Raw genomic sequence first — 26,892 nt, 5'->3', positions numbered from 1 at the left:
AGGAGTATGTATCAGGCGAGCGGTGACGTATTGCCGGGACAGAGAATGATGCGTCTCGTAGTCATAGTCGGCCCCACCGGAGTCGGCAAGAGCCGACTGGGACTCGAACTGGCCGGGGAGTTCAGCGGGGAGATAGTCAGTGCCGATAGCCGCCAGGTATACCGGTACATGGATATCGGCACCGCCAGGCCCAGCCCGGAAGAGCAATCCCTGGTGCGGCATCATGTTCTTGACATAATCAATCCCGACGAGGATTTCAGCCTTGCCCGGTACCAGCAAATTGCCTGCGAAGCAATCGATAATATTCACCGGCGCGGACAATTGCCATTTCTCGTCGGTGGGAGCGGTCTCTATGTCCGGGCAGTAGTGGAAGGCTGGCGAATTCCGCGTGTCCCGCCGGATGCCGGGTTCCGTCAGGAAATGGAAAAGCGGGCTGCCGAATCAGGTGGTCACCGCCTGTACGAGGAACTGGTCAGGATTGACCCTGTGGCTGCTCACAGGATTGACCCGCGCAACGTCCGCCGTGTTATCAGGGCGCTCGAAGTCAGTCGCAGTACCTCGGCACCTATATCGGAGCTACGTGGTAAACAGGTGCCGTCTTATGAGACGCTCATCATCGGTCTGACCACAGATAGAGGTGAATTGTATCGTCGGATTGATTCCAGGGTTGACACCATGATTGAGCGAGGACTGGTTGATGAGGTGAAGAAGCTGGTAGAAATGGGCTACGGCTCCGCTCCTCCGGTCGTCTCCGGTATCGGCTACCGGCAGATTACCATGTACCTGCGTGGTGAACTGAGTCTAACCGAGGCTGTTCAGCAAATGAAGACTGAGACGCACCGGCTGGTACGCCACCAGTATAGCTGGTTCCGACTGAAGGATGAACACATCCACTGGTTTGATGTGAAGATAGAGCCGGAGGCAGAGATTCGGGGACTGGTCAGCAAATTCATTGGTACTGGCTGAATATTAGGGACAGGATACCATTACAATAGTACTCAGTTGCAGAAATACGCGCAACATTTAGATTCTTCGCTTCGCTCAAGAATGACATATCAACGGCGTGTCACCCTGAGATTATCTGCTGGCAAAGCCAGCAGGCCGAAGCCTAAGGGTCTCACCCCATGGAACATACTAGCTGGTATTTCGGTAACTGGGCACTAGTCGGGTCTCAGCACCACGTTGTCAAGCAGCCGGGTCTTGCCGAATCTGACCGCCAGTGACACCAGGGCTGTAGATGTGATTGTGTCCAGTTCTTCAAGTGTCAGTGTGTCAGCTACACTGAGGTAGTCGATCTGCCCCTCCGGCTGCTGCTCAATTAGTTGCCGCATCTCGCCGCGGATACGCTCGGCATTACGATCGCCGTCTGCCCATAGTCGCTCGGCCAGCTTGAGCGATTGCGATAGTACTACCGCCGACCGGCGCTGTTCCGGGGTGAGATAAATATTCCGACTGCTCATTGCCAGGCCATCGTGTTCCCGGATTGTAGGGCAGACAATGACATCAAGGTCCATATTGAGGTCAGTTGCCATTTTCTGGATAACGATAGCCTGCTGGGCGTCCTTCTGCCCGAAGTAGGCACGGGTTGGCTGTACGATGTTGAACAGCTTGGCGACTACGGTGGTGACACCCCGGAAGTGGGTCGGTCGGGCGGCTCCTTCGAGTCGTTCCGTCAGCCTGGTAACCTCTACCCATGTGTTGAACTGCGGTGGGTAGACCTCGTCCGGCGACGGCATGAAGACAACATCCGTATCCAGTTCCTCCAGCATTGCCAGGTCACGCTGGATGTCACGCGGGTAATCTTCAAGGTCTTCGCAGGGACCGAACTGGGTGGGATTCACGAATATGCTGACCACAACGGTTGCATTGACCTCACGGGCCCGTTTCACCAGGGAAAGGTGACCTTCGTGAAGATAGCCCATGGTCGGTACAAAGCCGACTGGCTCGGCCAGGGTACGGCGTAACCTTCTCATTTCGTCCACCGTCTCGATGACCTTCATGTCAGGACCCTTCTTCTCGCTATTATCTCTGGAAGCGTGACCAGACCATAGTGTCGACGCACCAGTCTGTTTCCCCTGTACGATGCTCATAACCACCCTCCGGTTAAGGCCTTTGGTCAAAGGATACCGATTGGTCTTCCTACTTTGCCTTGAGCTCTGCCAGTACACTTTCGTCTATGGAGGAGCCGTGCTTTTTCGTGGGAAAAGTGCCGGCGCGCACCTCGTTGTAATATTCGGTGAGCGCACCGGAGATTATATCAGCCAGCTTGGCATACTGCTTGGCGTGCCGCGGGACGAAGTCCGTGTACGAACCCAGCAGGTCGTTGATGACCTGCACCTGGCCACTGCAGCCAGGCCCGGCGCCGATGCCGATGGTAGGGATGCTGATTTTCTCCGTTATCAGGCTTGCCAGCTGGGCCGGGACTGTCTCCAGTACCACGGCAAATGCACCGGCTTCTTCAAGGGCCCTGGCGTCTTCGAGTATCTTTACCGCGGCTTCCGGGGTCTTCCCCTGGGCCTTGTGCCCGCCGAACTGATTGATGGACTGTGGCGTAAGCCCGATGTGGCCCATCACCGGGATACCGCACTCCACGATGCGCTTCACTTTATCGGCGACGGTAACTCCACCTTCCAGCTTGACTGCCTGGGCACCAGCCTCCTGTATGAAGCGTGCCGCATTCCTCATTGCGTCCTCGGGGCTGGTGTGATAGGTCATGAAGGGCATGTCACCAACCACCAGTGCCCGCTCGGTGCCCCTGACTACCGCCTTGGTGTGATGCAGCATAACGTCCAGCGTCACCGGGATGGTAGACTCGTAGCCCAGCACCACCATGCCAAGACTGTCTCCTACCAGGATGAGTGGTATTCCCACCTGGTCTACAATCTTGGCGGTCGAGTAGTCGTAGGCCGTGACCATGGTGATTATCTCACCCTTTTCCTTCAGTTCCCTGATGTCATTGATTGTTATACGCATTGTCCTCCTCCTTAGACGGGCGCAGTCTCGGCGAGGCGTCCAACTGACATACTGACGTTATCAGCATTAACAAAAACCAGCCTGGGCTCGAAGTCCGGGATATCTTCATCACTGACCTGGCAGTAGGAGAGGATGATAACCAGGTCTCCGATTGAGACCAGTCTGGCCGCTGCTCCATTAAGGCATATTTCACCTTCACCACCCTCGATAGCGTAGGTTACCAGGCGAGAACCGTTATTGATATCCAGCACATGGACCTGCTCATAAGGCAGGATATCCGTCTCTTGCATGAGCTTGCGGTCAATGGTGATACTGCCTTCGTAGTTGATGTCGGCACCGGTTACCCGGGCCCGGTGAATCTTGCTCTTAAGCATGAAGCGCATCAGGCTTATACTCCTTGTGGATAGTGTGAACCGGCCTGGTCTAAAACGGCCAGTCAGACTATTCAGTTCCCCCCAGGTCCAGCAGATTACCAAGCACCGTATTTATTACGAATGCCCCTGCATAATCGAACCATTCCACGGCAATAATCTGTCTGTCCTTGAGAAAGACCGCGAAGTACATGTTGTCACCGGGGTCCGGCTCGATTACGATGGCCAGGCAGGGTGCATCGGTGTCCCCGGGGCTACCACCCTCCTTGGCCTTGAATGTCCAGTTGCCACTCTCCTGTTTCGCGATATCCTGCGCCGGATATATTGTCATTCTGTCCTTCAGTGCGTCTGTCATTAACTCCTGGAACTGGTCGAAAGTCTGACCAACCTGTGTCAGTTCCTGAAGGTGTTTTATGCTGCCCACCGGTGGACTGGGTGTCCCACCGCATCCTGTCAGCAGCGTTCCGACAATTGACAGTACAACCAGGGGAAGTAATGTCCTGTATTTCAATGTTCTATTTGCCTCCTTCATCCGGTCTTCTAATCTTTTCCCGAAGGATTGTCCTTGAGAAGAGCCAGTAGCTCTTCAGCTTGTTTATTGTCTATTTTACCTTTAGCCAGGGCGATAGGAACGGTCTGGCGGCCGAGGTCGCAGTATGTGGAAAGCACGGCGGGAGCCGCTTTCTCCAGGGCCTCCAGGTGTTTCCTGATAGTACCGGTATCGCCACGGGCAATAGGTCCGGTCAGGCCCTGCGGTATCCCTACGCGGTCGATATTGGCAATGGTCCCCCGCAACAGTGGGAGCAGCGCCTGTGTAGCCTCATCCGGTGCTACGTCGAAGGTCTGCCACAGGTCGGTAGCCAGCTTGACCAGGGTCACCATGTAGTTGCAGGCAATAACGGCGGCGGCGTGATAGAGCACTTTGGCTCCCGGTCTTAGCTCTATGGGATGTCCGTCCAGGGCATGGGCCAGTTCCTTGAGCGTGCTCAGCAGGGGTTCCCCAGCTTCGAGGGCAAAAGTAGAACCGGCTATATTACTGATGGCCTGCTCCACGCTGGCAAAGGTCTGCAAGGGGTGAAAAGCACCGACACCGGCACCCTGTTTCCTGGCCGTCTCCAGCGTGTCCACAGAGTCAGCGCCGCTGCAGTGGACCACGCTCTGGCCGGGATGCCACTCTATTCCGGCTACCACCGGACCGACGGCATCATCGGGCGTGGTGATGAAGATAAGCTCAGCGACGTCAGCCACCGCCTGACCACTCTCAACTACCTGACAACCGTCTACTGCCCGGGCAAGCCTGTTTGTGGAGTCCGGGGTGCGGCTGAAGACAGCGACAACGGGATATTGCCTCTCGCTCAATCTTCTCGCCAGTGCCGTGCCCACAGTTCCCGCCCCGATGAAACCCAGCTTCAGCATGGCTGTCTTCCTCCGCTCCGTTCCCAGTAAAAATGCCCTCTCCGGTACAACCAGAGAAGGCATTCGTGTATCACCGATATTCCTGCCGTCTCGGTCGTATCCGATCCAAGCGACCAGCTACATTACCGGGGATTCTTATTAGTGGACTCACCGCATTGTCGATGGCCCGCATCCCCCCAGCAATTGGATTTTAACAAGGGGGGTATCTGTTTGTCAATAGATTTATGGTTATAAAGGCATGCTTTTTGCATTCGTAATAGTTTATCTGTTGGCGAGCCATGCACTATAATAGGTCATGTCTGTCCATCAAGTTCAGGGGTAATTGTGTGAAAGGGGGTGGTACGGTTGCCTGGTAATGAGAAAATGTGCATCATCGGTTTTGGCCGGATGGGAAAACGTGCTGCCCAACTCTTCTCGCGTGGCTTCGACGTGGCGGTTCTCTCAGCCAGGAATGTGGAGGAGGAAGCCAGGACTGCGGGTGCTGCATCAGCAGACGACCCTGGCAGAGCCATTTCAGAGGCCGACTTCCTTTTCTTGGCGGTGCCTGTTGAAGTGATCCGGTTATGGGTCGACCAGATCAATGAGTCCTCGCGGGAGCACTGTGTTGTCATGGATTGCTGCACTGCTAGAATCGCTGCAGAAAGTGAATTGTCGTTAGTCCGCAGACAGCGATTCGGCCTCCCGGAACTTCACGAAGGGGAAATCCCCGTTATCGGAGAGCCGGACAAGCGAATCTCTGGGTACCTGAACCAGCAGGGATACACACTCTGGCCTGTTACCCCGGAGGATTACGATAGGCGTGGTGCCGTCGTTGGTACCGCTCACTTTGGGGATCGCTCTCGAACTGGCCCTGGAACCCGCGCAGCGTATCCTGTTGGGAGAATCACGGGCTGGTTCATTCCTGCTGCAGCTGATTGAGCACCTCAAGTGCAACTCTCCGGTTACGTATCGCGAGACACAACTCCTGAACCCCTTCATGGCCGAGGCCAGGAAGAATCTGATCGAAGAACTCAGGGATGCTGACAGGGAACTGAACAACGGTATATTCCGCTTTGAGCCTCATCCACATGACAGTTGGCGACCATGATCGAATCGAGCCGACGCTGCGTCTCGGATTGCAGCGTTGTGCGCGCTCCCAAAGGTGGGCCCGTGCGGAGTATTATTAGCAACATTCTAGTGGTATAATTGTGCCGAGTCGGTGGCTGGAGGTAGGAATGCCAGAGGCGATGCTCTTTGAGAAGCTTCCGGGTTCCAGGGTGAAGTGCGGTACCTGCCAGTGGCGCTGCAGCATTAACCCGGGTAAGTTCGGGGTCTGCCGGATGTACCAGAACGTGGACGGCACCCTGCAGAATCTCAGTTACGCCCGGGTCTCTTCCATGGCTGCCGACCCGATCGAGAAGAAACCCCTGTTTCACTTCTTCCCCGGTACCCTTGCTTTCTCGGTAGGCGGCTGGGGGTGTAATTTCCAGTGCCGGGGCTGCCAGAACTGGCAGATTTCTTCCGTCCGTGACCATAACCAAACATACGGCGCGCGGGAAATCCTGCCGGAGCAACTAATAGAGCTAACCGAGCGTAGTAAATGCCAGGGTATTACCTGGACTTACAACGAACCGAGTATCTGGTTCGAGTACACCCTTGACGGGGCCCGGCTGGCTAAAGAAAAGGGCCTGTATACGGTCTACGTGACCAATGGCTACCTTACACCGGAAGCGCTGGACATCATCGGGCCGTATCTGGACGCCTGGCGAGTGGATGTCAAGGGCTTCACCGACTCCGTCTACCACCGACTGGCCAGGATAACCCACTGGCGGGAGATACTGGAGGTCGCCGAGCGGGCTAAAACAAAGTGGAACATGCACGTTGAGGTTATCACCAATATCATACCCACGTTGAATGACGATGACGAGCAGCTTCAGGGTATCGCCCGGTGGATATATGATAGCCTGGGTGAACTGACGCCGTGGCATGTGACCAGATTCCACCCCCAGTACCAGATGACAGAACTTCCTTCAACACCAATCGCAACCCTGGAACATGCCTGTGATATCGGGCGGGCTGCCGGACTACGGTTTGTCTACCTGGGAAACGTTCCCGGCCACGAGAGTGAGAACACGGTATGCTACTCCTGCGGAAAGTTGGTTGTGGCCAGGTCCGGTTACCAGACCAATGTGGTAGCCTTGAACGGCTCGAAGTGTGGATACTGCGGGGCGGAGCTTGGCTTCAGGATGCCCGGTAGAGGAGGTGGACATAATGATTAGGGAACCGGTGGTCGCGGGACGGTTCTATCCCGGCAGCCCTGACCGGCTGCGGAAGATTATCGGCGGTATGGTCGATGAGAGGGCGGACAAAGAAGACGTTATCGGTGTGGTGATGCCTCATGCCGGTTACGAGTACTCCGGAACGGTAGCCGGGGCAACCATATCACGGGTCAGGTTCAAGGATACCTTTATTATCATGGGGCCGAGTCACACCGGGATGGGGGAGCCTTTCAGCATCATGACGGAGGGGACATGGAGAACTCCGCTGGGGGATGTCGATCTCGATACCGAGCTAGGTAAAAAAGTCCTGAACCTGTCCGGCATTTTGAAGGAGGACTATCTGGCCCACCTGCAGGAGCATGCTGTTGAAGTACAGTTGCCTTTCCTGCAGTATTTCAAGCCGAATGTCAGGATTGTGCCTATCGTTCTTGCTTCCGCTGATGTTGACACGTACCGGGAAATCGGGCAGGCCCTGGCCGGGGCAGTCAAAGAGCTGGAAAGGGGCGTGGTTATAATAGCCTCCGGTGACATGACCCACTACGAACCGCAGCAATCGGCAGAGCGGAAGGACAGGGAGGGGATAGAGGCGATACTGGAGCTGGACGAAGAGAAACTGCTGAAGCGGGTGCGGGAACTGAACATATCGATGTGTGCTTACGCACCGGCGGCCACCATGATTGCCGCTGCTAAAGAACTGGGTGCCGGAGATACGGAACTGGTCAGATACCAGACAAGCGGCGACACCACCGGGGACTACTCAGCCGTCGTTGGATACGCCGGGATAATTATCAAAGCCGGCGGAATGTCGCCACTGGTGCGACTGGCCAAACAGACCGTCGAGACGTATGTCCGTGAAGGAAAGAGGCTCCGACCGGAGAACCTGACGCAGGATATGGAGCAGAAGGCCGGTGTCTTTGTGTCCCTTCACATGCACCACGAACTGCGTGGCTGTATCGGGACATTTGAACCGGCGGAGAACAATATCGCCGAAGAGGTTGTCACCAACGCCATCAGTTCCGCCACCAGGGACCCGCGCTTCCTTCCGGTCAGCATAGATGAACTCGACAGCCTTGAGTACAGCGTTGATGTTCTGACGACACCGGAAGGTATCGACAGGGCCGACCAGCTTGACCCGAAACGTTACGGGGCCATTGTTGAGGCCGGTTGGCGACGGGGCCTGCTGCTACCCGACCTTGAAGGAGTGGATAGCGTGGAGAGGCAGATTGAGATTTGCCGCATGAAGGCGGGCATAGGCCCCGCAGAAGCGGTCAATCTGTACCGTTTTGAGGTGAAGAGGTACAAGTAATTCTCACTAATAATAATAAGGAAGGACGTTGATATGATAAGAGACCTGGTAATGAAGAACCGGAGCTACAGGCGTTTCTATCAGGATGTCCCCATTGAGCAGGAGACACTGAAGGAGCTGGTCGACCTGGCGAGGTGCTCTGCATCAGGAGCCAACCGGCAGCCCCTGAAATACGTCCTTTCCTGCACTCCGGAGAGAAATGCCCGGGTGTTCTCCACTCTGGCATGGGCGGCGGCACTTCCGGACTGGTCCGGCCCGCCGGAGGGGGAACGACCCTCAGGCTACATCATCATCCTGGGAGACACGGAGATAAGTAAGAACGCCGGCGTCGACCACGGTATAGCCGCGCAGAGTATTCTCCTCGGTGCCGTGGACAAAGGTCTGGGCGGGTGTATGCTGGCTTCGGTAAAACGTGACGAACTGCGTAAGCTTATGGAAATCCCGGAGCAATTCGAGATTCTCCTTGTGCTGGCCCTGGGCAAACCCAAGGAGCGTGTAGTAATGGAGACCCTGGAGCCGGGCGGCGATGCCCGCTACTGGCGCGATGAAGACCAGGTGCACCATGTACCCAAGCGGCGGCTGGACGATATAATTGTGGGCTAACGTTTTCAGAACGCTGCGCCGGATGGTGGATGTACTGAGACCATGAGAAACGTATCAAAGAATGTGTTCCTGAATGCGCTGACATGTCCCGTGCTGGGATGGATGCTGCGTACCGGAGAAGCGCCGAAGCCGCGCCTGACCCTGGGAGACAGGTTCCGGTTTGCGCAGGGCCGGGAGATAGGCCGGAGGGCCAGGACGCTCTATCCGGACGGCCTGATGGTAGCGGATGTAAACCTGTCTTCTGCTGCCAGGAAGACTACCGACGCTCTCCACTCGTCGGTTCCAGCCATTTTTGAGGGTGCCTTCCTGGCGGACGGCTTTGTCACCAGGGCAGATGTACTGGAACAGGAAGCCGAAGGCTGGCACCTGATAGAGGTGAAGTCCGGCACAAATGACAGGATGGAATATATTGACGACATGGCCCATACCTACATGGTGGCGGATTTCTGTGGGCTGAAAATAGGCGGGGTCTCCTTGTTTCTGGTGTCCCGCGATTTCCGCCTGGGAATGGCGGATGATGCGCTCTTCACGCGAATAGACCACACTGACGAAGTCCTTGCACGCGTCGAGGAGCTTGAAACCATCCGGCGGGAAATCGAGGAGATAACCAGGGCAGAGGAGAAACCGGAACCGCAACTCATCATGGAATGTCGTCACTGTGACCTCTTCCGTATCTGTGTGGGTAGAGGGATAAAGAACCATATCTTCGACCTTCCGAGGCTGAGTCAGACCAGGTTTGGCGAACTGGTGGCGCATGGTATTGTACGTATCGAGGACATCCCCAACTGGTTTGACCTGACGGAGAACCAGACCCACGTAAAGGACTGCGTTCAACGTGGTGAGTCGTACGTTGGTGAAGAGTTAAGAACGGAGTTGGAGACCATCGAGTGGCCGGCGTACTACCTGGATTTTGAAACGATGATGACGGCGATACCACTGTATCCCGATATTGCTCCGTATACTCAGATCCCAACACAATACTCTGTACACGTGTGTTCTGATGTCGGCAGGGTTATTGAGCACCGTGAGTACCTGGCGGACCCTGCCGGAGACTGCCGCCGGGAGCTTGCTGAGCGTCTGCTCCGAGACCTGGGGGAGCAGGGCAGCATCATCGCCTATTCCAGCTTTGAGAATGCGGTCATTAACGGCCTGGCGCAGTTGTTCCCTGACCTGTCGGATGCACTGGGTGCCCTGCGAGAGCGCATCGTGGACCTGGAAGCCATAATCAGGCGGAACTACTATCACCCCGACTTTCACGGCAGCACCTCGATAAAGGCCACCTTGCCGGCACTTGTTTCGGGAATGTCGTATAAGGGTATGGAAATCGGTGAGGGCGATTCCGCATCGGCAGCTTTTGCCTACCTGGCTATGGGCACCTACTGGAAGCCGGATGAGGTTGATACGGTCAAGCAGAATCTGCTTAAATACTGCAAACAGGACACCCTCGCCATGGTGAAGCTCCACGAGAAGCTGACGGACGTGGTGAAGCCCCTATAACCCTGAGCATTACGTCATTGCGAGGAGTGTAGCGACGCCTCGCTGACTTCAGTGGGCGCAATCTGGACAGTGAGAAAGGGAGATAACGGTAGTACCTTTGAGATTGCTTCGCCTTCGGCTCGCAATGACAGATAGAGGATGAAAGAGAGGGGATGAAGAAGGTGTAGATGGTAGTAACTTATCGCTCTGCGGTGACGAGGTAAGACCCATCATGGACATACTGAACACCACGGCATATATATGCTATAATATATATGTGTCTATTACTGTTGAGGGAGTCACCAATGAAAAGAACTATGGTCTATCTACCTGAAGCAACCCACCAATGGCTCAGAAGGCTCGCTTTTGAGGCAGATACCTCTCTCGCCGAGCTAATCCGGCGAGCTATTGATACCGTATACGGTGAAGATATTGCTGATATTCAGGACATGGAAGAGGAATTGGCTAAGTACCGTGCTCACCCTGAGTTGGCAATAGATTTGGAGGAATATCTGCGCCAGAGGAATACGCGTGTATCAACTTAAGTTAACCTCCCGTGCGCAGCGCGAGCTGGATAATCTTCCTGCTCAAGACCTGGCACGTATAGTAGCTGCCTTACAACAGCTTGGCGGTGACCCTGGACCTTTCGGGAGTAAGAAACTAAGAGCTTCTATATACAGAATCCGTGTGGGGAATTGGCGCATAATATACGCTGTTTTTGATAAGGACAATCTAATAATTGTTGGCAAGATAGCCAGACGTTCAAAGAATACCTACCAGGGAATAGGAAACCTATTCTCCCCTTAAAGGAAGCCCTTCATGGACATGTTCGAGCAGAAGTCTGAGGAGCAGAAGAAGAAGGAGGCACCCCTCGCCGCCCGGATGAGGCCGTCCAGTCTCCACGTATTTGTCGGGCAGGAGCACCTGGTAGGCAAGGGGCACGTGCTCAGAACCGCTATCGAGTCCGGCCGGATTCCCTCCATCATTCTCTGGGGTCCGCCCGGCAGTGGCAAGACCACCCTGGCCAGTATCATTGCCAACTCCACCGATTCCCATTTCAGCTCGGTGAGTGCTGTCAGTGCCGGTGTTGCCGACCTGCGCCGCATCATTGAAGAGGCCAGGGAGCGCCGCAAGCTCTACCAGCGAAAGACCATCCTGTTCATCGATGAGATTCATCGTTTCAATAAGGCGCAGCAGGATACCGTGCTGCCCTACGTGGAGGATGGTACCGTCACCCTGATAGGCGCTACCACTGAGAACCCCTCATTCGAGGTCATTGCGCCACTGCTATCGCGGTGCCAGTTGCTGACGCTCAACCCTCTCAGCGAAGACGAAATCCGTATTATTATCCTTAGGGCATTGAAGGACCGGCTAAATGGGCTAGGCCATATAGACATCGAGCTTGAAGACGAGGCCATGCTCCACCTGGTGATGATGTCGGACCACGACGCCCGAATTGCTCTCAATGCCCTGGAACTGGCCGTTATGACGACACCTCCGGATGCTGACGGGAGGCGTCATATTACTCTGCCGGTGGTTGAGGATGCCGTGCAGCAGAGGGCACTGGTCTACGACAAGTCCGGCGAACAGCACTACGATATTATTTCGGCGCTGCATAAGTCGATGCGTGGTTCCGACCCGGATGCTTCTCTCTACTGGCTGGGCAGGATGCTTGAAGGAGGAGAGGGACCGCTATACATTGCCCGTCGTCTGGTACGGTTTGCCTCGGAGGATGTTGGCATGGCAGACCCGCAGGCGCTGGTGGTCGCCATGGCCGCCCAGCAGGCAGTGCACTTCATCGGTATGCCGGAAGGTAGTCTTGCCCTTGCTGAGGCGGTAGTCTACCTGGCTACTGCCCCCAAGAGCAACTCTCTCTATCGGGCTTACGGTGCCGTACAGGCGCAGATTCAGCAGGGACCCAACGACCCTGTGCCGCTTCACCTGCGGAACGCGGTGACGTCGCTGATGAGGGAGGTCGGCTACGGTAAGGGATACAAGTATGCCCATGACCACCCGGAGCACTTCGTTAAACAACAGAATCTGCCGGACTCGCTTCAGGGAAAGCGCTTCTACACCCCTGGTGACCAGGGCTATGAGCAAGAGGTGGCTGCCCGACTCAAGGAGTGGTGGGCTGAGGTGAAAGAGCAGGAGCAGGAAGGCGAAAGGGGTGAGAAAGTGAAGTCCATCCATGTGGAGTTTCCCTGTGGAGAAATCACTCTTGAAGGCGAATGGCACTTGCCTGAAAGGGAGAGCCTGTCCGGACGACAGGCCCTGTCCCCTGCGGTAGTGGTCTGCCATCCACACTCGCTCTATGGTGGTAACATGTACAATAACGTGGTCGTTACCATCTGTGAAGCATTGAGCCAGCAGGGGATAGCCGCCCTCCGTTTCAACTTCCGTGGAGTGGGTAACAGTGGCGGTCAGTTCGGTGGTGGAGTCAATGAGAGGGAAGATGTCCGGGCAGCCCTGGAGTTTCTCTCCAGCGCAGCCGATGTGGACCAGGAGAGAATCGGGCTGGCCGGGTACTCCTTCGGTGGTGGTGTTGCTCTACCGGTTGCACTTGAGGAGGAGCGTGTCGCCTGTCTTGTCCTGGTGTCACCGGCACTGACTGACAGCGGGTGGGTAGAACTGGAGAAACTCACCAGGCCAAAGCTGATTATCGTGGGTGGTATCGACTCGGTAATCCAGATGGACCATTTCCAGCAGTATCTCAAGGCGGCTCGTCACCCCACCGAGTACCATGTCGTACCGGGGGCAGACCATTTCTGGAGCGCACATGAAGACGAGATGGTCGGAGAAGTGATCGCCTTCTTTACTGCTAGATTCACCGCAGACGTTCCAGAGGAGAACTGAAGGGTCTGTTTCGCGGTGGACGTGTGTCAGTGTTAAATTTGGGAGGTCCTGACATGGCGTTAACGCCGGAACGGCTTAAGAAGCGTGGACTGCCTAAAATTAAGGGAAGGATATGGGCAGACGGCCTTCACAAGTCCGTGTCCGTGATTCGTGACCTCTGGGGGTGCCCTCATATCACGGCGAGCAATGAGCATGATATCTGGTTTGCCCAGGGCTTCTGCCATGCCCAGGACAGGCTATGGCAGATGGAGCGGACACGGCGTTTTGCCCGGGGGACGCTTTCGGAGATACTTGGTGAACCTCTGATACGAGTCGACCGGTACTACCGTCGACTTGGTATACAGCGTGTCGCTGAGCGCGATTATCCCCAGCTAAATCAGGAAGCGCAGGATATTCTCCAGGCGTTCAGCGATGGTGTCAACGCGGCAATGGGCGCGATACACCAGTTGCCGCCGGAGTTTGCCGTCCTGGACCTGGAGCCGGAACCCTGGTCTCCCACTGACAGCATTGCCCTCTGGAAAGTCATCTTCCTCACCCAGACTGCCGATTTCAATATTAAACTCCTCCGTGCCGCGATTGCGCGTGAACTGGGCCCGGAAGCGGCAGTCCTTCTCGAACCGGACGTACCAGGGGAGTCACCGGTGGTATGCCCTCCCGGCAGTACTGGAAAGGGATTGGGGGCAGAACTGGCTGAGATGAGTGCCCTGGCCGCGAATCTGGCACCGATTTCTTCACCGGAAGGCGGCTCTAACAACTGGGCGGTAGATGGCAACCTGAGTGCTTCGGGAAAACCGCTGCTTGCCGGTGACCCGCACGCCGTTATTCAGACCGCACCCGTGTGGTACATCAGCCACCTGAGGACGCCGGAGTGGGAGATGACCGGCGTGAGTACCCCCGGCGTGCCCGGCATGTTTCTCTACGGGCACAACGGCCATGTCGGTTGGACGGTAACCAATGCACTGGCGGATATCGCCGACTTGTTCGTGGAGCGTTTTGACGAGAGCGGACGGAAATACCTGTACCGGGACCGGTGGCTCGAAGCAGAGATGCGGCACGAAGAAATCCGGGTCAAAGGGCGTAGCGAACCGGTGGTCGAGGATATCCCGGTCACGGTGCACGGCCCGCTGGTAAGCGGAGGGCCTCTTGAACCCGGAGTACCGCTCGCCTGGCAGTGGACGGCTCACGGAGTGGTCAGCACCTTCGAGTGTATACCGGGAATGGCCCGGGCAAAGGATGTCGACGAGTTCCGCGAGTCCCAGCGTAACTGGGCCGGCCCACCCATGAACCGGATAACGGCTGACGATTCCGGCAATATCGCCTACCAGCTCCTTGGTGATATTCCGGTACGTGCTCACGGCGGGGCTAACGCCGTGCCTGCGCCGGGGTGGACCGGAGAGTATGACTGGACTGGATTCATACCATTTGAGGAACTGCCCCGGGCGAAGAACCCGGACCGTCATTTCATTGCCAGTGCCAATAACCGGGTAGTTCCTGCCGGGTACAAGTATCACGTGAATGTGCCCACCATTACCTATCGGGCATGGCGTGTCGAAGATATGCTGCGTGGCAAAGCTAGCTTCGGAATAGAGGATTTCATGGCCATCCAGGGCGACCGCTATTGTCGACCGGCGGCAGACATTGTCCGGATGCTGGGGAAAATAGAACCAGCGAAAGAGCTTCGGGCTGCTGTGGAACTGCTGCAATCATGGGACTGCGTACTGTCGCCGGATGCACCAGCAGCGGCCATGTATGAGGTCTTCATGCAGAAGCTCCTGGCGAGCGTCTTCTCTTGTCTCACCGGACTTCCGGGTGCGGCTACCGCACTTGACCGCTGGCAAAGCTGTTACCTGCCCCGACTCCTCCGTCAGATGGAAGAAGACGACCATTCCATCCTGGAACTGAACGAGGCCACACGGGGGATGACATGGCAGCAGGTGATGCAGAAATCGCTCAAGGAGGCGCAGGACTTCCTCACTGAGAACCAGGGAGCCGATTCTGCAAAATGGAACTGGGGCAGGCTGCACCGGCAGACATTCATTCACAACCTGGGGCGGACACCGCCATACGATGAAGCCTTCAACATCCCGCCGGTTGGTATCGGTGGCGATGGCACTACGGTGTTCAATGCCGCACCGGGCTACCGGACGGGCTTTGCCACTAATATGGGTGTCTCGTTCCGGATGATAGTGGATTTCGCCGACGTCGACAGCGCGGTGTGGATACTGCCACCGGGGCAGTCCGGGCATCCTGGTAGTCCGCACTACAACGATAACATCCAGCCCTGGCTCAATCTTGAGTACCGCCCGATGTTCTGGAACTGGGACCGCATCAGGGAGAACCAGGAGGGCACATTGTGGCTCCTACCGGTAAAAAGGGAGGATAACGAAAGCTAGAGGCTAGTCCTTGAAATCGGCCTTCCGCTTCTCAACGAAGGCTCTGGTGCCTTCCCTGATATCCTCGTTGGTTTCGGCCAGGGAACGCAGGGCAACGGTGATATCGAAACCTGTGCGTTCGTAAGCGGCCGTGGCCTGATTGATGGCTGCCTTTGCCAGCCTCACTGCCGCCGGGCTCTTGTCAGCTATCTTTCGGGCCAACTCGCGGGCGGCAGGCATTAGCTGGTCGTGGGGGACGACCCGGTTCACCAGCCCGATACGCTCGGCAACATCCGCCGTGATGGTATCTCCGCCAAGGAGCATCTCCATTGCCCAACCCTTGCCGACAAGTGGAGCCAGCCGCCAGGTGGCCCCGCCGCCGGGAAAGAAACCACGTCGTATCTCGAAGAGTCCGAAAGTGGCCTTCTCCGAGGAAATGCGGATATCGCAGGCAAGGGCAAGCTCCAGGCCACCGGCGATAGCGAAGCCGTTTATGGCGGCGATGGTCGGCTGGGGCATTCCGGCCACACCGGAGTTCTCGCCTGATTGCACACGCCTCTCCCAGTCTTCAATGGGCGTGGACTTGTACTCGCTGTACTCCTTGAGGTCTCTGCCGGCGGAGAATGCCCTGTCTCCGGCACCGGTGATAATCACTACCCGGACCGTCCTGTCACTCTTCAATTCCTCCATTACGGTCCTGAGTTCCTGGTTCAGCCGGGTGTTCATTGCATTGAGCACCTCAGGACGGTTGAGAGTAATGGTGGCTATACCATTCTCCCGGGCGACCAGAACGGTCTTACCGGTCATTTCCTGCCTCCTCGGGTCCGTTCTGCTTGAGCGGGCTATGACGAGTTCTTGCCCATTCGCTCAAGCTCTGCTCTGGCCTGGTCCGGGAAGTCGGTGATTATGCCGTCCACGCCCAGGTCAAGGGCTATGCGGACCTGGGTCATGTCGGCAAAACCCCACACGAAGACGGGTAGGCCGGCCTCATCGGCCTCGCGGACGAGGTCGGTGTTCACACTGGGGAACATCACGATGATCATATCCGCCCCTGTCTCCCGGACCAGGGTGACGTGGTCTTCCATCGGGGTGGCGGTGATGACGCCCCGCCGTATATCGGGAGCCAGACTGGCCAGTTCCATCACAAGGTCCCTGTTGAATGAGGTCAGGAACACCTCGTCCGGTTGGATACCCGCCCGCAGGATATCAAGGAAACGGGCCAGAGAGTCTACCCGCTTGACTTCGACGTTCAACCTGACCCGTTCGTGGCACAGGTCCAGGGTTTCTTCGAGGGTCGGTATTCGGAATCGGCCACGAAGCCGGGTATCCTTGATTTCGGATAGTGACAGATGGCCTATGTCCCTGCCGGACAACTCGGCGTCGTGGTATATAACAAAATGGCCGTCGGCGGTCTCCCGAACGTCACATTCTATGGCATCGACCGGTATCCGGATGGCGGCTTCAAAAGACTCCAGGGTATTGTCCGGGAAATCCCTGGTGAAGCCCCGGTGGGCTATGTTGAGGACGTGCTTCATGAGTTTACACTTCTCCTGGCGTCGCGGCCCCGTCGGTCAGGTAATCTCCCAGTCGTGATAGCCCTGCTGGATTACTGCCAGGTACTCCCGCGAGGGTTGTGTTTCTTCCGACTGCTCCCGCTTGATATATGTGACTGCCCGGACGGCCTCACCGTCCTCGTCGATTACCCTCACGTTTATATGGTCATAGACGGTGGGGTAACCTTCGTGTTTGTCCAGTCGTTTCAGGCACAGCTCTGATATCTCGTAGACCGCCCCCGGGACCTTTTCTCCCTGGAAAGGTTTGATACTGGCGGTCCCACTCCGCCACTGCCTTGACCAGCCGGTGAATATCAGCTTGTAGTTGGGCAGTACGGCGCGAAACCTGGGCTGGTTGTCAGGACAGCGCTCCGTCATCTGTTTTCGGCTCAGATTGCTGGCATAGGCAAAGTAGTACATCCTACACTCTCCGACCCGGTGTTCCCCGAGGGTTTCCGGGCGATTACTGAGACATATTATACACCATAGTACGCCATGGCCCGTATTCCCTGTGTAAACACTCTGGTTTCTAACCTCGCTGCTAACACTTTGCTGACACTCCATTGACTACTCGGGTGAAGGAATCTCATCGAATACGGCACTGAGGCGCTCCGCGGCCGACCCCCGCTGGCCCTTTGAGCAGGTGTCCGTAGATGTCCAGGGTTGTCTTGACACTGTGATGTCCGAGCCACATGGTGAGGGTCCTGGGGTCTACGCCTTGCCTGATCAGCAGGCTTGCACACGTATGTCGGATCTCGTGAAACGACCGGTGGGGTAGGCCGGCGGCCTTAGTTGCTTTCTGAAACCCCCTCTGGAGTTCGCTGCGGTTAAGATGGCCGCAGAACCCGTAAAACTAACATTGCAGGTGGTACAGTAATGGGGGCAAGTCCACTATCTTCAACTCTAACATAGGGAGAGGTATCCTTTGTGGGGGCATGCCAGGGCAAAGGCAAACGGTAAGTGCCACGTCCCCATGCGTCAATGATCCAGTGCAACTGACCCTCTTATTGGTATGAGTTCACCGCTGATATGGTCAGACAATGCAGAAGCAAGGAAGAGGGCCAGATTGGCAACCTCTTCAGGACCATGGGGAAATTGCAGCGGCGGTACCGGCGTGCCGTCCTCGGTTTTATCGGGTGGCATCCACCCCGCACTTTTAAGCCCTGGAGTCGCAGTCAGACCGGGGGCAATACAGTTGACATTGATGTTGTGTTGCGCCCACGCATTAGCCAGGGACTTGGTCAGGTTGATAACACCAGCTTTGGCCGCCCCGTAATGAGCCATACCCGGGGAGCCCTTAATGCCAGCAGTCGAGGAGATATTGATTATCTTGCCACTCTTCTGCTCAATCATTACCTTACCGGCGGCGATGCTGCAGAGGAAGGGGCCGGTAAGATTGAGGGCAATAATGGTATTCCAGTCCTCAAAAGAGAGCTCCTCCGGCATGACGGGGAGGCTGCCGCGACCGGCGTTGTTGACCATAATGTCAATCCGGCCAAACCTATCCACCGTCTGTTTGACCATGTTGTCTACCTGCTCCGGGATGCAGACATCTGTGGCGATGGCAAGGGATTCCCTGCCGAGAGCCTTGATTTCTGCGGCAACCTTATCCAGATTCTCCTGGTTACGGCTGACGGCAACGACATTGGCGCCAGCTTTCGCATACTGTAGAGCGATACATGTACCGATACCACCAGCGCCACCAGTAACGATGGCGATCTTGTCTTTAAGTTCAAATAGAGACATACAGGACCTCCTTCTTGCTTTCCTTAACACTAGTTGGGATTTCCCATTTGAATTTGCAATGAGGGTATGAATACCTCATTGCTCTTGTCCCGACAATATATCCATGACACTTGGTTGTCAATCTCCATTTCGGAGCCATGCAGTTAAACACGAATCCATTCTGTGTGATCAGTGGTCACGCCAGCGCGGAATAGGGTCCATCGGCTTCCACGCCTAAGGGCCAGTCGTACACCTGCCGCCCAAAGAAGTCACTTTCGGAACTTGCCGAAGTCCGGCTGTCGTTTCTCCATGAAAGCATCGCGTCCTTCTTGCGCTTCCTCAGTCCGGTAGTAAAGGGACAGACCACCGACGCCAAGATTGGTAATGCCGACAATGCCGTCCCACTCAGCATGAAAGGCGTACTTGAGCATCTTGAGGGCTAGTGGGCTTTTCGCCAGGAGCTCACTGCACCACTTGTCCACTTCTTCGTCAAGCTTGTCCGGCGGCACGACGCAGTTCACCAGTCCCATGTCAAGAGCCTCCTTCGCGGTGTAGCGCCGGCACAGGTACCAGATTTCTTTCGCCCGTTTCATGCCGACACACCTTACCAGGTCGCCCGTACCCACGCCGGGGTCGAAACTGCCGACTCTGGGGCCAGCCTGCCCGAACTGAGCTGTCTCCGAGGCTATAGACAGGTCGCAGGCTACTTGCAGCACGTGTCCGCCGCCGATAGCATATCCGTTTACCCTGGCGATGACCGGCTTGGGTAGACTCCTTATAAGTTGAGTAGCCTGCTGCCAGATGACTTCGAGCGGTAATGTCATCGCGCCTGTGGCATAGCCTCCTGATTCCCTTATGGACTGGTCTCCCCCGGTGCAGAATGCCCTATCCCCCACCCCTGTGAGGACGACTACTCCTATGGAGCTGTCCACCCAGGCATCGGAGAGAGCCTGTACCATTTCCGTCATTGTTGTTGTCGTGGCTGCGTTGAGCTTCTCCGGACGGTTGATTGTGATCCGCGCGACGCCGTCCCTCTTTTCGTAGATGATCTCAGTGAAGTCCATCTGCCTTTTCCTCCATGATTGTCCTATGCCATCGTAAGCCCGCCACTGACACTGAGGGTCTGACCGGTAATGTAGCTTGCCTCGTCAGAGGCGAGGAACACCACTGCATTTGCCACCTCCTCGGACCTACCCAGACGCCGCATCGGTATCGCTCGCTCCAGGGCCTCAGCCAGCCTGGGGTTGTCTGAGGTCACTCCGGCCAGGAAGGGGGTGTCAGTAGGCCCAGGGCTAACGCAGTTAACCAGCACGTTGCTCCTGACGAGTTCGCGTGCGAGTGTCTTGGTGAAGGCAATGATCCCACCTTTGCACGCTGAGTAAACGGACTCTCCTGAAGAGCCGACTCTCCCCGCATCGGAGGCGATATTCACTATCCTCCCATAGCCCCTGGCTATCATGCCGTCCAGAACTGCCCTCGTCACGGTCATGGGCCCCCGGAGATTGACGGCAATCACTCTGTCCCATATCTCCTCGCCGAGTTCAACGAAAGGCCCGGTCTTATCCCACCCGGCGTTGTTTATCAGGACATCAACCTTACCGAACATAGCTTCAACGTCTTGGACCGCTCGCCAAACATCCCGGCTATCGGTGACGTCCGTCTTCACGCCTATAGCCCTGCCCCCGCTCGAGGATATATCGTCCGCGACCGCTTGCGCTTTCTCGTGTTGAATGTCAAGAATGGCGACCTTTGCAGACTCAGCCGCAAGCTTACGAGCGATGGCCTCGCCTATTCCCTGAGCTCCGCCTGTCACGATGGCAACTCTATCTTGAAAACGCTCCATGATGATTGTCCTCCAGACGTGAATGGCTGGCCGACCATATCCCGAGAAGGCCAAACGCGACTGATAGGGCGCAGACCAGGTGTTCCATCGCTGTCTTGGGCCGGCCGCTAATTAACACTCTAGGTACGTGGGCCATCTTTGTCAAGGGTTCTCGACCCGGAAGACACTCTTCATCTGATTGTGCAAGGCATTAACCATTTCGTTGTTTCGTGTAATGGGCATATCGGATGCGAGAGGCTCCAGGATTGGTACAGTGGTATCCAGACCATCGCTCCATGACCGATTCGCTTTCAAGGTGACCTGTCATTTGCCATAGTTGACCTTGACCGAGGGTAGCTATGGTGGAAGTAACCAGGAATCGTACAAGAAGACACGCAACGCCTGAGGGTGTTCTAGAGCGTATAGTTTTCCTTAACGAGGAAAGCGGTTTCACCGTCGCCCGGTTCCAGGTCGCCCGGCGCCGTGACCTTGTCACAATCATTGGTGCTCTGCCATCACCTACGCCTGGGAGACCTTGAGACTCAAAGACGAATGGGTGATGGGTGCCAAGTTCGGTGAGCAGTCCCGAGAGTAGAGACCTGCCTTTCCGTGCTCCCTTCTACGATCACCGGTATTCAGAAGTACCTTGGCTCCGGGTTGGTGAAGGGCATCGGACCGGCCATGGCTAGGAGACTCGTGGACAGCCGTGTATCTGGCTCATTTTGGTGGTACACTATTTGGGGGTAGATCACTGCAGAAAACATCAAGAGGTGAGATTAGTGGGTTGGCGAGAAGAGTACAGAAAGAAGCTGGTTACCGCAGAAGAAGCGGTCAGTATTGTTAAGTCTGGGGACCGGGTTGTGTTCACTACGAACGACCAGTCAGAGGCCCTCTCAGAGGCGCTAACTGCCAGGTTAGTCGACCTAAAAGACGTGGAAATCCAAATAGGTAACCCTATAGTAGACTATGGCTGGTACCAGCCTGGCTGGGAGGAATCTCTTAGGATAACTGTTATAAGCTACATGGGGTCACTGGCGCGTCCAATGGTGAATGAAAAAAGAGCAGATTACTCACCTGTCCTGTACTCCATCCAGGGAAAGGCCGAGACTGAGGGAAGACCGGGGATAAGAGGAACAGATGTTTTCATAACAGAAGTGTCCCCCCCGGATGAGCATGGTTTTTGCAGCTTCGGTCCCGCGATATGGGCCAAGAAATGGTATGTCAAAAGTGCCAAGAAGGTTCTTGCCGAGGTAAACGAGAACCATATTAGAACTTATGGCGATAACCTTGTGCATATTTCCGAGATAGACTACTTCGTGGAGTATACTCGCGAGCCGCGGGAATTTGTACTGCCGGAACCTGAAGAGTATATGAAGGTTATTGGACAATACGTTGGGACCTTAGTCAAGGATTGTGATACCCTTGGTATCGGCGCTGGTTCAATTGGCCGCACCCTGTGCTCTCAGGGGATCTTCAACGACAGGCATGATCTTGGTTACTATGCCGAGAATCTTGTTCCGGGAGTTGTGCAACTGGTAAAGGACGGAGTGGTCACAGGGAAGTGCAAGACATTTCACCCTGGCAAGGTAGTCAGCAATAACTTCGGTGCAGTGGCCCCAGAGGAACTTGCCTTCATTGACAATAATCCCATGTTTGAACTCTATCCTCAGGACTACGTCGTCAACATCAGGAACGTCGCCGCCAATGACAACATGGTGGCTATTAATGCTGCCCTCTCCGTTGACCTCACTGGCCAGATTGCATCGGAGTCAATAGGGCCTCGCATGTATTCTGGCTCAGGGGGGCAGCCCTCTTTTGCTATCGGTGCTATGCTCTCGAAAGGAGGTCGCTCCATTACAATGCTACGTTCAACTGCAGCTGATGGAAAGATTTCACGGATAACGCCCTTCTTTGAGCCTGGGACAATTATCACCGTACCTAGGAATTTCGTCGATTACATCGTCACCGAATATGGCATTGCCAGTCTTCTAGGGAAGTCTCAGCGAGAAAGGACGCAGGAGCTCATTGCTATAGCGCATCCTGCCTTTCGTGCCGAACTTGAGAGAGAAGCAAGGAAGCTGTTCTGGCCTTGGACCACACTGGATACTAGGACTCTGTGCTGACCTGCCCTCAAAAGGAATACCACCTGTTAAGTTAGAGTTACCTCGATTCTACCAATCACATACACTCAATCCTGGTGACAGCCAGCTAGACCATCTTCCGTTTCCATCTGCCGATGTGAAAGTAGACGATGTAAGCAACCGCACCCGCGAATATACCAATCACCAGTGCCCAACGGACCCCGTAGACACCAAAATCCGTCAGCCGGGGTAAAAAGTAAGCCAGCGGTAACTGCACAACCCATATCATCATCAGGCTTATCAGCATTGCCGGCATGGTGTCACCGGCACCGGACAGTGCCTGCTGCAATACTACCGTAAGCGCCATCAGAAGGTATCCGGCAGCGGCTATTCTTAGAAAAGTGCTGGCAATATCCATAAGACCGGGTTCATTGTTGAAGATGCCGACAATACCCTCTGCCCATAGCAGTATTACCGTTGTTACTGCAATCATCACTACAGAAATGGCAGCGCTTGCCAGCCACACGCTCCTCACCGCCCGCTGTACCTGTTGGGCGCCTAGATTTTGCCCCACCAGTACTCCGGCACTGGATCCAATCGCCCACGTAGGCAGAATAATGAGCATATCAATCCGTTGAATGAGACTATGTCCAGCTACGGCAAAGGTACCGAAGGGGACCATGAGCCAGGCGAGCACCAGGTATCCCAGTGACCTCTGAATATTCATAATGCTTGCCGGCATACCGATCTTTACCATGCGCCGGATGATATTCATGTCAATCCGGAAGTTCTTCAAGTTCAGCCTGAGGCGCGAACGACCCGTAATAAGGACCCAGAGTCCAATAGCCATGGCGAAAGTGTGCGTAAACACATTGATTAGAGCAGCGCCAGTAACTCCCATCTGGGGGAATACCCACCAACCAAGGATAATAGCAGGGGCAAGTAGCAGGTGGATTGACCTTGTCAGGATAGTTATTTTCATTGGCGTTAACGTATCACCGGAAGCTTGCATGATATTATCGGCTGCTACCCTCAATGAGAACGCCAAAGCACCGGCTAACGTTATCCTGACGTATGTCACGCCTTCAGAGACAACCTGAGGTTCTAATCCGAACAGGTTCATGACAGACTCGGCAAGCGTTACTCCTGCCAATACCGCCACTAAACCAAAAACGACTGCGATTACGAGAGCCTGCGTGGCCGCGTGGTTGGCGCTACTAATGTCTCGCGCCCCGACAAAACGGGCTACTATCGCCCGTACCCCCATTATCAGACCGACATTGGCACCCATTACCAGCATGGAAACCATACCACCGACACCGGCACTGGCGATAGCAGCCGAACCCAGTCTGCCCACCCATATCAGGTCAACCGTCATCACCAGCGAACCGAAGCCTTCGGTTAGCGCCATCGGCCATGACAGCCCAAACAGGTTTTTAAGGATACTGCCCTGTGTCCAGTCTTTTGTTATCATCGTCATGCTTTTCGCAGAGCGGACCTTTTCTTTCTTTACGTTCGCAAGCGTAAGTAATACACGTTTATAACTGGAATTATGCCACGGATATTCTTACTTCTCGAATCAACATCCGGGATACATTAACAGGCATTGTATCACTTGTTAAGCAAGAAAGCCCAAGACTGGAAACACCCTGTCTTGTCATTCGGTAATCATTTATGATTAATCAAGATTAACATTTGAAAGCAAACTTGGCCACGGAAACAGCGGTGGATGTAGTTGTGAGAGATGACTTCGGCTTCTCATTGGTTGGTTATTGTGAGGTACCAGGGTCGGCAGAAGGTAGGGTGAAATCCCCCCTGCCAGAATGGCTGATGATTGGTGGTTAATCCTCGGCCCTAGCAACCGAGAATCACCAGATACTCGGTAATATCCCGTATCGCCTCCTGCCTGGTCTTGTACCGGCGACGATGGGCAAGCTCCTGCTTGAGTGTCCCCCAGAAACTCTCCATCGGTGCATTATCAAAGCCGTTCCCTTTCCCTGAGCTTCTGGTCATCGCACCACTCGATATACGCCCGGTAGAATGACTTCCCTGCCACCTGTTGCTGCCGGAAAGTTTACTCCCGCCAGGCAGTAGCTCTAGAAACTCCTGTGCGGACTTCACGACCTGGCCCTCAACTTTGCTACTGGACTGGACTGCCGCCAGCTCTTTGCGCGGGCCCGAGGGACATTCCCCTGGTGCAGGGCAGCTTGCACCAGGAGAGAACTCGGCGGTTGCTAACACCGGTGCTAACAGACCACGTGACACCGGATGGTAATCGGCGGCATAGGTGGCTGTTTCCAGACATGGTGTCAGGCACGGCGTGATACCATTTGCCATTGGGGGGTACAGCCTGTCAGAGTTGGGGTCTGACACACCATCAGGCGCAGGACACCATATTATATATCACAAAAACAGGGGCGCACCTTCTCCAGAAGCGGCGCCTCTTCTGAGAGGCGCTTTCTTTGCTATCCTCTCCGGTAAAAGGCTACAATTCTACCGGGGTGAAGCACTGATACTTTGCCCGGATAAGAGGAGGGATACTATGGCAAAGGTGCAGCTTGGCCCGGAGACGCTGGTCTATCCCATGCCGGTGTTTCTGGTAGGAGCAAATGTCGGCGGGAAACCGAACTTCATGGCAGTTGCCTGGGGTGGAATTGTCAACGGTTCACCGCCGATGGTTTCCGTGGCGATAGTCTCTAAGAGGTACACCTTCAAGGGTATCCGTGAGAACATGGTGTTTTCGGTGAACATACCATCGGTCGACATGGTAAAGGAGGTGGATTACTGCGGTACTGTCTCCGGTTCCAGGGTTGATAAGGTCTCTGTCTGCGGCTTTCGTGTGTTCTACGGCAAGCTGGAAGCCGCCCCGCTCATCGAGCAATGCCCCGTTAACCTGGAGTGCCGTGTGGTGCACATTATGGACATGGGAAGCAATTTGCTGGTTGTCGGCAGAATCGAAGAGACCCACGTTTCCGAGGACTGCCTTACCGATGGTAAACCGGATGTGACCAGGATTCGGCCGTTTGCCTACGTTACGTCGCCAGCACAGCAGTACCAGGCTCTTGGCGACATAATTGCGGATGCGTTCAGTGTTGGTCGTGGGCTCGGGGAGAAGATATAGGTGCTGAGGTTGAGAAAGGGAACGCAGTCTGGCATAATCTTGATTGTGTAATGGAGAAGGAGACGGGATAGGGTTCGATGATAATTGGAATGGAAAAGGGTGCCAGCCGGGAAGCGGTGGATAACGTTGTTAAGAGGGCTGAGTCGTTGGGTCTGGAAGTCCAGTTGAATCTCGGTACGGACAGGACGGTGGTTGCCATTCTGGGGAGCACCACCGGGCAGATTTCCACGGATGTTTTCGCCGTGCTTCCCGAGGTCGAAAGTGTCACCCGCATCATGAAGCCTTACAAGCTGGCGGCTCGGGAGTTCAAGGGCAGGGACAGCCTGGTATCGGTTGATGGTGTGGAGGTCGGTGGCAAGCGCATAGTCGTTATGGCCGGGCCCTGTGCTGTGGAGAGTGAGGAACAACTCATGGAGGCGGCCCGTGCAGTGAAGGCGTCCGGGGCAAGTATTCTGCGCGGTGGCGCCTTCAAGCCGAGGACATCACCTTTTAGTTTTCACGGTCTGGAGGAAAAAGGTCTGGAGCTGCTGGCGAAAGTGAGTGAGACTTTCGGAATGCCCGTGGTAACCGAAGTAGTCGACCCGCAGGCCGTCGATATGGTGGCCAGGTCCGCCAGTATCCTTCAGGTCGGTTCTCGCAACATGCAGAACTTTGCCCTGCTGACCAACGTCGGTAAGAGCAAGCGTCCCGTCGTTCTGAAGCGAGGTTTTTCCTGCACCATAACCGAGTGGCTTACCGCTGCCGACTACCTGCTGGCAGAAGGAAACGAGCAGGTCATCCTGTGCGAGCGGGGAATAAGGACTTTTGAGGACAGCACGCGCTTCTCGCTGGACATCTCGGCGATACCGGTGATTAAAAAGGCCAGTCACCTGCCGGTAATTGTCGACCCCAGCCACGCCGCCGGTCACTACTCGCTGGTACCGGCAATAGCCAGGGCGGCAGTGGCCGCCGGTGCTGATGGA

General features: G+C 55.6%; 24 protein-coding genes and 1 pseudogene. 12 read left to right on the top strand and 13 right to left on the bottom strand.

The window, feature by feature from the left end:
• Positions 1-6 precede the first annotated feature (6 nt).
• Positions 7-966: a tRNA (adenosine(37)-N6)-dimethylallyltransferase MiaA gene (gene miaA, locus VMW13_08885; protein ID HUV44929.1), complete on the top strand. Its 960-nt coding sequence runs from the start codon at positions 7-9 to the stop codon at positions 964-966.
• Between the two features lie 194 nt (positions 967-1,160).
• Here miaA and panC read toward each other — a convergent pair whose 3' ends face one another.
• The 5 genes from panC to VMW13_08860 are packed head-to-tail and all read right to left on the bottom strand — an operon-like array spanning position 1,161 to position 4,823.
• Entirely contained in the window at positions 1,161-2,090 is a 930-nt protein-coding gene (gene panC, locus VMW13_08880; protein ID HUV44928.1) for a pantoate--beta-alanine ligase, read from the bottom strand.
• A gap of 49 nt (positions 2,091-2,139) precedes the next feature.
• The gene (gene panB / locus VMW13_08875; protein ID HUV44927.1) at positions 2,140-2,973 is read right to left on the bottom strand and encodes a 3-methyl-2-oxobutanoate hydroxymethyltransferase; all 834 of its coding nucleotides are present in this window, start codon (positions 2,971-2,973) and stop codon (positions 2,140-2,142) included.
• Between the two features lie 11 nt (positions 2,974-2,984).
• Entirely contained in the window at positions 2,985-3,356 is a 372-nt protein-coding gene (gene panD, locus VMW13_08870) for an aspartate 1-decarboxylase (protein ID HUV44926.1), read from the bottom strand.
• 58 nt (positions 3,357-3,414) lie between these two features.
• Complete coding sequence (locus VMW13_08865; GenBank protein ID HUV44925.1) at positions 3,415-3,855, bottom strand: hypothetical protein; 441 nt, start codon at positions 3,853-3,855, stop codon at positions 3,415-3,417.
• 29 nt (positions 3,856-3,884) lie between these two features.
• Positions 3,885-4,823, bottom strand: a complete 939-nt coding sequence (locus tag VMW13_08860; protein HUV44924.1) for a DUF2520 domain-containing protein — start codon at positions 4,821-4,823, stop codon at positions 3,885-3,887.
• A gap of 739 nt (positions 4,824-5,562) precedes the next feature.
• On the opposite strand from VMW13_08860, the gene VMW13_08855 reads away from it, so the two are divergent.
• The 8 genes from VMW13_08855 (at position 5,563) to VMW13_08820 (ending at position 15,649) form a co-directional block, all read left to right on the top strand.
• The gene (locus VMW13_08855; protein HUV44923.1) at positions 5,563-5,847 is read left to right on the top strand and encodes a hypothetical protein; all 285 of its coding nucleotides are present in this window, start codon (positions 5,563-5,565) and stop codon (positions 5,845-5,847) included.
• 127 nt (positions 5,848-5,974) lie between these two features.
• Complete coding sequence (gene amrS, locus VMW13_08850) at positions 5,975-7,018, top strand: AmmeMemoRadiSam system radical SAM enzyme (GenBank protein HUV44922.1); 1,044 nt, start codon at positions 5,975-5,977, stop codon at positions 7,016-7,018.
• Complete coding sequence (gene amrB, locus VMW13_08845) at positions 7,011-8,324, top strand: AmmeMemoRadiSam system protein B (protein ID HUV44921.1); 1,314 nt, start codon at positions 7,011-7,013, stop codon at positions 8,322-8,324. Before amrS ends, amrB begins: the two co-directional genes overlap by 8 nt.
• A 33-nt stretch (positions 8,325-8,357) precedes the next feature.
• Entirely contained in the window at positions 8,358-8,927 is a 570-nt protein-coding gene (locus VMW13_08840) for a nitroreductase family protein (protein HUV44920.1), read from the top strand.
• A gap of 42 nt (positions 8,928-8,969) precedes the next feature.
• Positions 8,970-10,424, top strand: a complete 1,455-nt coding sequence (locus VMW13_08835) for a DUF2779 domain-containing protein (protein ID HUV44919.1) — start codon at positions 8,970-8,972, stop codon at positions 10,422-10,424.
• Between the two features lie 284 nt (positions 10,425-10,708).
• Positions 10,709-10,948: a hypothetical protein gene (locus VMW13_08830; GenBank protein ID HUV44918.1), complete on the top strand. Its 240-nt coding sequence runs from the start codon at positions 10,709-10,711 to the stop codon at positions 10,946-10,948.
• Between the two features lie 274 nt (positions 10,949-11,222).
• The gene (locus VMW13_08825) at positions 11,223-13,256 is read left to right on the top strand and encodes an alpha/beta fold hydrolase (protein HUV44917.1); all 2,034 of its coding nucleotides are present in this window, start codon (positions 11,223-11,225) and stop codon (positions 13,254-13,256) included.
• A 53-nt stretch (positions 13,257-13,309) separates the two neighbouring features.
• Entirely contained in the window at positions 13,310-15,649 is a 2,340-nt protein-coding gene (locus VMW13_08820; GenBank protein HUV44916.1) for a penicillin acylase family protein, read from the top strand.
• Positions 15,650-15,652: 3 nt separating this feature from the next.
• Here the strand turns inward: VMW13_08820 and VMW13_08815 are convergent, their stop codons facing one another.
• The 6 genes from VMW13_08815 to VMW13_08790 all read right to left on the bottom strand — a co-directional run bounded on the left by VMW13_08815 (position 15,653) and on the right by VMW13_08790 (position 20,749).
• Positions 15,653-16,435 (bottom strand): enoyl-CoA hydratase-related protein, encoded by a 783-nt coding sequence (locus VMW13_08815; GenBank protein HUV44915.1) that lies wholly within the window; start codon positions 16,433-16,435, stop codon positions 15,653-15,655.
• Between the two features lie 35 nt (positions 16,436-16,470).
• Positions 16,471-17,163: a glycerophosphodiester phosphodiesterase gene (locus VMW13_08810; protein HUV44914.1), complete on the bottom strand. Its 693-nt coding sequence runs from the start codon at positions 17,161-17,163 to the stop codon at positions 16,471-16,473.
• Positions 17,164-17,199: 36 nt separating this feature from the next.
• A complete protein-coding gene (locus tag VMW13_08805; GenBank protein HUV44913.1) occupies positions 17,200-17,601 on the bottom strand; it encodes a gamma-glutamylcyclotransferase family protein in 402 nt (133 codons plus the stop codon).
• 558 nt (positions 17,602-18,159) lie between these two features.
• Positions 18,160-18,927 (bottom strand): glucose 1-dehydrogenase, encoded by a 768-nt coding sequence (locus VMW13_08800; protein ID HUV44912.1) that lies wholly within the window; start codon positions 18,925-18,927, stop codon positions 18,160-18,162.
• Positions 18,928-19,175: 248 nt separating this feature from the next.
• A complete protein-coding gene (locus VMW13_08795) occupies positions 19,176-19,997 on the bottom strand; it encodes an enoyl-CoA hydratase-related protein (GenBank protein ID HUV44911.1) in 822 nt (273 codons plus the stop codon).
• Complete coding sequence (locus tag VMW13_08790) at positions 19,994-20,749, bottom strand: glucose 1-dehydrogenase (protein ID HUV44910.1); 756 nt, start codon at positions 20,747-20,749, stop codon at positions 19,994-19,996. The genes VMW13_08795 and VMW13_08790 overlap by 4 nt, the downstream gene beginning before the upstream one ends.
• A gap of 758 nt (positions 20,750-21,507) precedes the next feature.
• Here VMW13_08790 and VMW13_08785 point away from each other — a divergent pair.
• A complete protein-coding gene (locus tag VMW13_08785) occupies positions 21,508-22,851 on the top strand; it encodes an acetyl-CoA hydrolase/transferase C-terminal domain-containing protein (GenBank protein ID HUV44909.1) in 1,344 nt (447 codons plus the stop codon).
• 85 nt (positions 22,852-22,936) lie between these two features.
• Here VMW13_08785 and VMW13_08780 read toward each other — a convergent pair whose 3' ends face one another.
• Together VMW13_08780 and VMW13_08775 are read right to left on the bottom strand one after the other, a co-directional pair.
• A complete protein-coding gene (locus VMW13_08780) occupies positions 22,937-24,283 on the bottom strand; it encodes an MATE family efflux transporter (GenBank protein HUV44908.1) in 1,347 nt (448 codons plus the stop codon).
• A 392-nt stretch (positions 24,284-24,675) separates the two neighbouring features.
• A pseudogene (locus VMW13_08775) lies at positions 24,676-24,810 on the bottom strand (IS3 family transposase).
• Between the two features lie 541 nt (positions 24,811-25,351).
• Between VMW13_08775 and VMW13_08770 the strand changes: the two are divergent.
• Both VMW13_08770 and aroF read left to right on the top strand, forming a co-directional pair.
• Positions 25,352-25,930, top strand: coding sequence for a flavin reductase family protein (locus VMW13_08770; protein ID HUV44907.1), 579 nt, complete (start codon positions 25,352-25,354; stop codon positions 25,928-25,930).
• Positions 25,931-26,007: 77 nt separating this feature from the next.
• On the top strand, positions 26,008-26,892 hold an 885-nt coding region (aroF, locus tag VMW13_08765), incomplete at its 3' end, for a 3-deoxy-7-phosphoheptulonate synthase (GenBank protein HUV44906.1).

Source organism: Dehalococcoidales bacterium (genome assembly GCA_035529395.1).
Taxonomy (GTDB): domain Bacteria; phylum Chloroflexota; class Dehalococcoidia; order Dehalococcoidales; family Fen-1064; genus DUES01.
Note: the sequence above shows the minus strand (reverse complement) of the source record. Positions and strands in the feature narration are given on the sequence as shown.